The sequence below is a fragment of the Bacillus sp. JJ1532 genome (assembly GCF_036965085.1).
Classification (GTDB): domain Bacteria; phylum Bacillota; class Bacilli; order Bacillales; family Cytobacillaceae; genus Cytobacillus.
Genome location: NZ_JBALOW010000019.1, coordinates 65,674 through 74,722 on the forward strand (window position 1 = coordinate 65,674; position 9,049 = coordinate 74,722).

At 39.6% G+C, this 9,049-nt stretch carries 10 protein-coding genes; 8 read left to right on the forward strand and 2 right to left on the reverse strand.

Features of this window, described 5'->3' with window-relative positions; all coding sequences use genetic code 11:
* Positions 1-45 precede the first annotated feature (45 nt).
* From V7122_RS08965 to V7122_RS08990, 6 genes are all read left to right on the forward strand, one after another.
* Positions 46-1,044, forward strand: a complete 999-nt coding sequence (locus V7122_RS08965; protein ID WP_335487623.1) for an ABC transporter substrate-binding protein — start codon at positions 46-48, stop codon at positions 1,042-1,044.
* A 77-nt stretch (positions 1,045-1,121) separates the two neighbouring features.
* Positions 1,122-1,919, forward strand: coding sequence for an ABC transporter permease (locus tag V7122_RS08970; protein ID WP_335526384.1), 798 nt, complete (start codon positions 1,122-1,124; stop codon positions 1,917-1,919).
* A complete protein-coding gene (locus tag V7122_RS08975) occupies positions 1,909-2,760 on the forward strand; it encodes an ABC transporter ATP-binding protein (RefSeq protein ID WP_335526386.1) in 852 nt (283 codons plus the stop codon). The genes V7122_RS08970 and V7122_RS08975 overlap by 11 nt, the downstream gene beginning before the upstream one ends.
* A 48-nt stretch (positions 2,761-2,808) precedes the next feature.
* Positions 2,809-4,134 (forward strand): aspartate aminotransferase family protein, encoded by a 1,326-nt coding sequence (locus tag V7122_RS08980; RefSeq protein WP_335526388.1) that lies wholly within the window; start codon positions 2,809-2,811, stop codon positions 4,132-4,134.
* Between the two features lie 167 nt (positions 4,135-4,301).
* The gene (cwlD, locus tag V7122_RS08985) at positions 4,302-5,021 is read left to right on the forward strand and encodes an N-acetylmuramoyl-L-alanine amidase CwlD (RefSeq protein WP_335526389.1); all 720 of its coding nucleotides are present in this window, start codon (positions 4,302-4,304) and stop codon (positions 5,019-5,021) included.
* 127 nt (positions 5,022-5,148) lie between these two features.
* Positions 5,149-6,204, forward strand: coding sequence for an Mrp/NBP35 family ATP-binding protein (locus V7122_RS08990; protein ID WP_335526393.1), 1,056 nt, complete (start codon positions 5,149-5,151; stop codon positions 6,202-6,204).
* Between the two features lie 54 nt (positions 6,205-6,258).
* Here the strand turns inward: V7122_RS08990 and gerD are convergent, their stop codons facing one another.
* Positions 6,259-6,894: a spore germination lipoprotein GerD gene (gene gerD / locus V7122_RS08995; protein WP_335345941.1), complete on the reverse strand. Its 636-nt coding sequence runs from the start codon at positions 6,892-6,894 to the stop codon at positions 6,259-6,261.
* Between the two features lie 154 nt (positions 6,895-7,048).
* Between gerD and V7122_RS09000 the strand changes: the two genes are divergently transcribed.
* Entirely contained in the window at positions 7,049-7,690 is a 642-nt protein-coding gene (locus V7122_RS09000) for a KinB-signaling pathway activation protein (RefSeq protein ID WP_335345940.1), read from the forward strand.
* Between the two features lie 10 nt (positions 7,691-7,700).
* Here the strand turns inward: V7122_RS09000 and pdaB are convergent, their stop codons facing one another.
* Positions 7,701-8,453, reverse strand: coding sequence for a polysaccharide deacetylase family sporulation protein PdaB (pdaB, locus tag V7122_RS09005; RefSeq protein ID WP_335487636.1), 753 nt, complete (start codon positions 8,451-8,453; stop codon positions 7,701-7,703).
* Positions 8,454-8,590: 137 nt separating this feature from the next.
* Here pdaB and V7122_RS09010 point away from each other — a divergent pair, with 137 nt between their 5' ends.
* Positions 8,591-8,821 (forward strand): hypothetical protein, encoded by a 231-nt coding sequence (locus V7122_RS09010; protein WP_335345938.1) that lies wholly within the window; start codon positions 8,591-8,593, stop codon positions 8,819-8,821.
* The last annotated feature ends 228 nt before the right edge of the window (positions 8,822-9,049 follow it).

The following is a 9,049-nucleotide window of genomic DNA, read 5'->3' on the forward strand; positions in this document are numbered from 1 at the left end:
TAGTAGAAAAACATGTAATTTTCAAAAAAAGAGGGGGAAGATTTGATGAAGAAATGGTTGATGATTGTATGTTCATTTATGCTGCTACTCGCATTAGCAGCCTGTGGAAAAGAAGAAGCAGCGAATAAGGCTGGTGGTGAAAAGTCCTCGCAGCCGTTAAGAGTAACTCTTCCGACTTGGACAGGATATGGACCGCTATTTTTGGCAAAAGAAAAGGGCTTTTTTGAAAAAAACGGTGTAAATGTTGAGCTTTCAATTATTGAAGGATTAGGCGAACGGAAACAAGCACTAGCAGGCGGAAAAATTGATGGCATGGCAACGGCATTAGATGTGCAAGTAACATTAGCGGCTGCAGATATACCTGTACGAGTGGTATGGCTACTGGATGATTCATATGGCGGGGATGGAATTCTTGTTAAAAATGACATTCAAGACGTGAAAGACTTAAAAGGCAAACAAGTAGCATTTGAAGTTGGTTCCACAAGCCACATGCTTGCTTTAACAGCGCTGAAGCAAGGGGGATTAACGGAAAGTGATATTGAAGTCGTGCAAATGTCAGCTGGGGATGCTGGTGCAGCGTTTGCGGCGGGCAAAGTTGATGCAGCTATTACGTGGGAGCCTTGGTTAACAAAAGGGGCAGAAGCGAACGGAAAAGTCTTGTTAACGACTAAAGATCTGCCGGGTATTATCGTTGATACTATTAGCTTTAAAGAGGATATTATTAAAAACCGTCCAGAAGATGTAAAGGCTTTTGTTAAGGCAATGGGAGAAGCAATGGATTATTGGAAAGAGAATAAAAAAGAAGCAAATGAAATTATGGCGAAAGGCTTGAACATTGATGTTGCAGAATTCGAAGCAACGGAAACAGGCTTGAAATTCATGACAAAAGAAGATAATGAAAAACTATTTGGCTCAGAAAGCAGCAAAGGGTCCATCTATCAATCAACAGAGAATGCCATCAAGTTTTATTTAGAGCAAAAATTGATTGATAAAGAGCCGAAAGCAGAAGACGTCCTTAACGGAAGCTTTGTATCGAATCAATAAACTTAAAAAAAGAATGAAGAGGCATAACTTAGTACCTCTTCATTCACTCAAATAGATCGATAGACAGGGGGATATAAATGGGGGGAAATTGGTTTACTCCTAAAAAAGAAATACCAAAGACGATTTATACTTCAGCAGGATTTATAATATTTGCTCTTGTTTTTGGGATCTGGTCAGCATTGAGCTATGGCGGGATTGTGAATCCTTTATTTTTACCCACGCCTACTAAAGTATTAGCAACAGCTATAGATTTATTTGTCAATGGCGAAATCCTTTCTGATATCGGAATTAGTTTTTCTAGGGTTTTGGCGGGATTTCTAATTGCAGCTATCATTGGGATACCTTTAGGAATTTTCATGGGGTCGCTGCGAATTATTGAAGGAGCCTTTGAGCCGATCATTGGTTTTATTCGTTATATGCCTGCTTCTGCATTTATTCCTTTATTAATATTGTGGATCGGTCTTGGTGAAACCGAAAAAATGTCAGTTATTTTTTTAGGAACGTTTTTTCAGCTCACGCTTATGGTGATGGATGTGACAAAAAACGTTCAAAACGATTTAATTGATGTTTCCTATACGTTAGGGGCTAAAAAGGGACAAATTTTTAGCAAAGTCATATTGCCGGCTTCCTTGCCGGGAATTGTCGATACCCTTCGCATAACGTTTGGATGGGCGTGGACTTATTTAGTCGTTGCAGAGATTGTCGGGGCATCTAGTGGTTTAGGATATATGATTATGCAAGCTTCCCGTTTTCTGAAGCCAGAAAAAATTATCGTTGGAATCCTGATTATCGGTTTGCTAGGGCTGATAACCGATTTATTGTTTAAAGCCATTTACCGAGCTTCGTTTTCTTGGATGAGAAAGGATGGTTACTAATATGGGAACACCGAAGTTGGAAATCAGTGAAGCGGGAACATTCGATCCGAAGATTATTCCTGATACGAAACCGTCAAAGCTGGAAATAAGAGATGTTGGGAAAATCTTTAAAACGAGAAGCGGAGAAACAACAGCCTTGGAAAAAACCTCTTTTACCATTGATGATGGGGAATTTGTAACCATCTTAGGGCCTTCGGGGTGCGGGAAATCAACGGTATTGCGCATCGTGGCCGGCTTAGAGGAATCGACATCTGGAACTGTTCTTCTTGATGGGAAGGAAATTAAGGGGCCAGGACCTGACCGTGGAATGGTTTTTCAATCATACACATTATATCCATGGTTGAATGTGAAGGAAAATATTACATTTGGGTTAAAGCTTAAGGGGGTCTCGCAAAAAGAGCAGGATGATGTGGCACGGCATTATTTGCAATTAATTGATTTAGAAGGGTTTGAGAAGCATTACCCGATCCAACTATCAGGCGGAATGAAGCAGCGTGTCGCGATTGCCCGCGCATTGGCGAACGATCCGAAAATATTATTAATGGATGAGCCATTTGGCGCGCTTGATGCCCAAACAAGAAATATCATGCAGGAAGTGCTGCTGAAAGCATGGGAGGAATCTAAAAAAACGATTTTATTTATTACCCATGATGTTGAGGAATCTATCTTCTTAGCGGACTCTGTTTATGTCATGACGGCAAGGCCAGGGCGTTTAAAGAAAAAGGTTCAGATATCACTCGATAGACCGAGAGAGTTTAGCGTGAAGGGAACTGCAGAGTTTGGAGCTTACAAAGAGGAATTATTGACGCTCATTCGAGAAGAAAGTTTAAAGATTAAATGACAGATTGTTTATTTTGAAGAGTCGAATTAGAATGTGGAGGTCAATTATATGGAGAATAAATGGGCTCATCTCATGATTAATATGCCAAACCGGCTTGCACCAAGTATGGCTAAGGATCACCCAAACCTTCCAGTTGTAAAAGAAGAAGGCTGCTATTATTACGGGGCGGATGGCAGGGAATATCTTGATTTTACGTCTGGAATTGCAGTAACGAATGTTGGACATCGCCATCCGAAAGTCGTTCAAGCGATTAAAGATGCAGCTGATAGTTTAGTGCATGGACCTTCGGGTGTCATTATGTATGAATCCATATTGCGATTGGCTGATGAATTGGCAGATATTCTACCAGGCGATCTAGATTGTTTTTTCTTTTCTAACAGTGGGGCAGAAGCGATTGAAGGAGCAATCAAACTGGCGAAGTACGTAACGAAGCGTCCTTATGTCATTTCATTTACAGGCTGTTTCCATGGCCGCTCATTAGGTGCGTTAAGTGTAACGACTTCTAAAAGTAAATACCGAAAATTTATGCAGCCATCAGGACTAACGTATCAAATTCCATATGCAAATACTAAGGACTGCCCTCCAGGTTCTGATCCTGAAGCCTATGTCATTGCTCAATTGGAAAAAAACTTTGCCGCATTATTTAGTCATCAAGTTACTCCCGAAGAAGTAGCATGTGTGATTCTAGAACCTGTTCTTGGGGAGGGGGGCTATATTGTTCCTCCAAAAGGATGGCTGAAAAAGGTACGTGAAATATGTGATCGCCATCAAATCTTACTTATTTTTGATGAAGTCCAAACGGGTTTTGGGCGAACAGGAGAATGGTTTGCCGCACAGACTTTTGGGGTTACACCAGATATTATGGCCATTGCAAAGGGCATTGCTTCAGGTCTCCCTCTAAGTGCGACCGTTGCTTCTAGTGAATTAATGAAGCAGTGGCCACTTGGAAGTCATGGGACGACATTTGGAGGCAACCCAATTGCTTGCTCTGTTGCCTTAGCAACATTAGAAGTATTAAAAGAGGAGAATCTTCTTGATAACACAAAACGGATGGGCAGGTACGCGGTCGAGAAGCTTGAACAAATGAAGGATCGACACAGTGTCATAGGAAGTGTCCGGGCTGTAGGGTTAATGATTGGAATTGAAATCATTCATCCAAAAACCGGGGAGCCGAATGGAGAGGGATTATTAAAAATTCTTGATTTAGCGTTAGAAAAAGGGGTACTTTTCTACCTTTGCGGAAATCACAGCGAGGTCATCCGAATGGTTCCTCCGCTAACCGTCACAAAGGAACAAATCGATAAAGGATTACGAATTCTTGATGAGTCATTGACAGAGTATGAAGCAACATTGATGAATGCAAGAAAAGCGTAGTTAGGATTGAGAGACTGACTCTATATGGGTCAGTTTTCTTTTTTTTTGAAAATGGGGTATTAGCTTTTGCAGTCCAAGCTTTAGTTGTTAATAGTCATCTAAAAGTTCTATTTTTCCAACTCGTCCCATATATTGAATTGAGGACGAGCGGGGGGACTGACTATTTAATGGGGAATAGACTAAAAAAAGTGGCATTTGCCATTGGCCTAATCATCTTATTTTTTATTTTGCAATATGATTTCACAGATAATGATTCATGGGAATCATGGAACTTGCCTCTGACAGGAAGAATCATTTTGCTGGATCCCGGTCATGGAGGGCCGGATGGGGGTGCAGGTGATGATGAGGTACTTGAAAAAGACATTGCTCTCGCGGTATCTCTAAAGGTTCGGGATCTTCTCCAGCAGCAGGGGGCACTTGTTCTGATGACAAGAGAGGATGATCGGGATTTAGCTCCAGAAGGGACAAGGGGATACAGTAGAAGAAAAGTTGAGGATTTAAAACAAAGGCTGGACATGATTAATAACTCAGGGGCAGAGTTTTTTGTAAGTATTCATTTAAATTCCATTCCTTCTCCTCGGTGGAGCGGGGCCCAAACCTTTTATGCTACAAAACGAGATGAAAATGCTCGAGCGGCTAAGTTTATTCAAGATGAGCTTCGGCGAAATCTTGAGAATACGACAAGAAAAGCAAAGGTGCTGAACAGTGTATATATAATGAAGAATGCACAAATTTCCGGCTCTCTCGTGGAGATTGGTTTTTTATCAAACTATGCTGAGAGAGCGAACTTAAAGAAAGAGGAATATCAGAATAAAGTGGCCGCCTCCATTTACACGGGGATTTTGCGTTACTATTCTGATGAAAAAGAATTAATAGAGACGGAATGAAAGGTGCTGTTTGAAAAGCATCTTTTTCTTTATTAATGAGGCAATAAGGTGTGATACAATTAACAGTGAGGAATAAATGATATGGTATACTTTAATGGAAACGAATACAATAAGGCAGGTGCTTAATTTGTTAACAGAACAAAATATAAGAGAAGTCTTAAGTGGACTGCAGGAACCATTTTTACATAAAACCTTAGGCGAATTAAACGCAATTGAAGAGATAAAGATTAAAGAAGAAAAAAATCATGTAAGCGTGAAGGTGCTAATTGCCAAAACAGGGACAGCAGAGCAGCTTCAGCTCCAAACTCAAGTAGTAAATCTTCTAAAAGAGGCAGGTGCGGCATCGGTTGGAATCCGATTCAGCGAGCTTCCAGAAGAAGTTTTGTCCCAATATCGCCAAGCAGCGAAAGAGGAAGATAAAGGATTGCTCTCCCCAGATAGCAAAACAACCTTTATTGCGATTGCAAGCGGGAAAGGTGGAGTAGGGAAATCGACTGTATCTGTAAACCTGGCTGTTTCTTTGGCAAGACTAGGAAAGAAGGTCGGTCTGATTGATGCTGATATTTATGGATTTAGCGTGCCTGATATGATGGGCATTACGACTCGCCCAGTCGTAAGAGGGGAAAAGATTATTCCAGTGGACCGGTTTGGGGTAAAAGTAATTTCGATGGGTTTCTTTGTTGAAGATAATTCTCCGATCATTTGGAGAGGTCCTATGCTAGGAAAAATGTTAAACAGCTTCTTTAATGAAGTCGAGTGGGGAGATATTGATTACTTATTATTAGATCTACCCCCAGGTACAGGGGATGTTGCATTAGATGTTCATACGATGCTTCCGTCTTGTAAAGAAATCGTTGTTACAACGCCACATCCAACAGCTGCTTTTGTTGCAGCCCGTGCCGGCGCCATGGCGATCCGAACACAGCATGAAATATTAGGGGTCGTTGAAAATATGTCCTATTTTGAAAGTAAGCTTACGGGCGAGAAGGAATATGTCTTCGGAAAAGGCGGAGGCGAAAAGCTGGCTGAGGAGCTTCAAACAAATGTGCTAGGGCAATTGCCGTTAGAGCAGCCTAATTGGAACGAAGAAGATTTTGCTCCATCCGTTTATGATGAGGATCATAAGCTAGGTAAGATCTATAGTGATATTGCGCAAAAGATTGTACAAACATTAGAAAAATAACAGTAAAAAAACCTCTTCCCTTAGGAAGAGGTTTTTTATGTTTGGCAGCGGGCATTATCCGCCACCGTCCCCGCTGCCCTCTGAGCCACCGCCAGCAGTTTCTTCGCTACTGCCGCCCTCTTTCCCTCCGCTTTTCTCGCCACTTTTTACTTCATTTGCAGCTTTTAAAAGAATGTCTTGAATTTTGGCTTTAAAGAGCGGGCTTTCTAAGGTTTCCTTTACAACGGTTTGCAAATGCTCACGGTATTCCTTGCTTTTTAATACTTTTGTTACGTCTTTTTCTAGTGCTGGGTCTTGTAAGACTTCAATCATCATACCGCGGTACTCCGGATCCTTCATTAAATCTTTAAGAAGCTTTTCATTTTCTTTTTTCATGCTTTTAGCAATACTTTCAGCAAATTTAGGATCCTCAAATGATTTCTTCCAGAAGTCTGTTCCCTTATCGGAAGTTAAGGTTTTTTCGATCGTCTCTGAAACAACTTTCTGATCCATGATAAGCTGCTGTTTGATTTTATCATCTTCCATTAGTTCTTTTATCGCTTTTTTACCGTCATCCGTTTTCAGAATATCGACAACCATCTTTTTGGTTTGCTCATAATCCATCTGATTGCCGCCAGTTTCACCTTGAGCACAGCCCGTCATGAGAATGATCAGCAGAATTGGCAGGAGCAAACGGAATGTCTTTATCATATTTTGAAGCTCCTTTCAGGAGAAGGTATCCTTATTTCTAGAATGAAGAAAAAGGCCAAATTTTATTCGCCTCAAAATACAATACCTAGATTTTTCAAAGTATGGTTGGTACAATCATATAGGTGAATAATTTTTACTATGGAGGAAAAATAAGTTGACTAGCCGGAATTGGGTAAAGCTGTTTCTATCCACACTTTTGGTAGGGGGATTAACTACTGGGGTTGTTGGTTTTATTGTTAGATGGAAAGAATTCGAATCTATATTTGTTCCCTTTGATTTTCTTGAAATATTATCAGTATTATTATGGTTAATTGGAGTTGGATTAATTTTTAGTATTTTGAGCCAAATGGGCTTCTTTGCCTATTTGACTATCCATCGATTCGGGTTAGGAATTTTTAAATCGCGATCTTTGTGGAATGCTGTTCAAGTTTTTCTTACTTTGTTCGTTCTATTTGATTTAGTTTATTTCCGCTATAGTGCTTTTGCTGAAGAGGGAGAAAGCATAATGCCTTATATCGGTATTGCCTTATTTATATTGGCTGCTGCTATTCTGGTAGCTTCCATTAAGGTGAAATTAACGAATAAGGATGCATTTATTCCTGCTGTTTTCTTCATGGTTGTCGTGACCACGATTGAGTGGGTTCCAGTCTTAAGGGTTAACGAGCAGAGCTGGGTATACCTTATGATATTTCCATTATTAGTATGTAACGCGTATCAGCTGCTTATTCTTCAAAAGCTTAATGAAAAATCTCAAGTACAAAGACAACAAATCTCATCAAAAGAGCCGTCCAAATAATGGGCGGCTTTTAATTAATTTCTTTAGTTTTCGTTTCGGCATTTGCAAGCATCTCAGAAACGGTCACGAGCTTTAGCCCTTTTTTATTCACATTATTTATGATTTGCGGCAAGGCTTTAGCTGTTTGTTTGGCAGAATCTGAAGCATGAAGGAGTATAATATCCCCCTTTTTTGCTCGTGAGACATTGTTGACGATTTCCTCTATACCCGGGTTCGTCCAGTCCTTCGAATCAATGCTCCAATGAACAACTGAATATCCGAGTCTATCGGCAATTTTTAGAGTCCTTTGATCGAAATGACCAGTAGGGGCGCGAACAAGCTTAATATCTTTTATGTTTAGTTTTTTAAACACTACCTGAGCCTTTGCTAAATCCTGCCTAATTTTGGCATCCTCAAGGTCTGAATAATCCTCATAATTATAGCCAAGAATGCCAATTTCATATCCTCCTTTTACGATTCTAGCCACTAAATCTGGGTGGCGCTCTGCCCATGAACCTGAAAGGAAGAAGGTGGCTGATTTAACATTTTCCTTTTGTAGAACATTAAGAATAGGTTCTGCCTTTTCGTCCCCCCATCCTATATTAAAGGTAAGGGCAAGGTCCTTTTCCCCCTTATATACAGCTCTCGGTCCATCTTTCGTTGAAAAGGCCGGCATGTAGACAATGTTCCCAATATATAAGAACCATGCAGCAAAGAAAGCGAAAACCATGATTAAAGCCATTTTTTTTATTGACTTTCCATTCCAAATATAAAAGAAATTCATTTCTCTCTCACCTCGTCCAATACTCCTTGTCTCAATCTTATGCGCAGAATTTCAATAAATGAGTTTAAAAAGAAATTCATAAAATATTTTTATTTGGAAAATACTACAAAAACCAAATCAAGAGAGAGTGATATAGTGTGCTAGGAATTTTAATTAATAATAGAGAACAGAAGGAAATACAATACTTAATTAAGAGAGAAATGGATGAAATTCTGTTTGACTTAAACGATGAACGAATTGATCATATTGTAAAAAGGGCAATGGAGGAGAGATATAAGATATTATTTTCTTTATTTAAGAGGGTAGCTTCACCAAACGATATTCTGAGATATACACGAAACATTCAGGGGAGAGAACAAAAAGGATGAAATAATATAATAAATTCTATTGACTTCTGTTTTTTTTGTTGTTATATTAATAAACGTCGCTGCTGACGAGTTGAAACAAACTCAAAAAAAGTTGTTGACACTTTAAGCAAAAGATGATAAATTTTAAAAGTCGCTTCTGAGCGATAAGGTAGTTCTTTGAAAACTGAACGAACAAAAACGTCAACGTTTATTTTTTAGTCTTTTTCTTAAAAAAAGACATTTATGAGC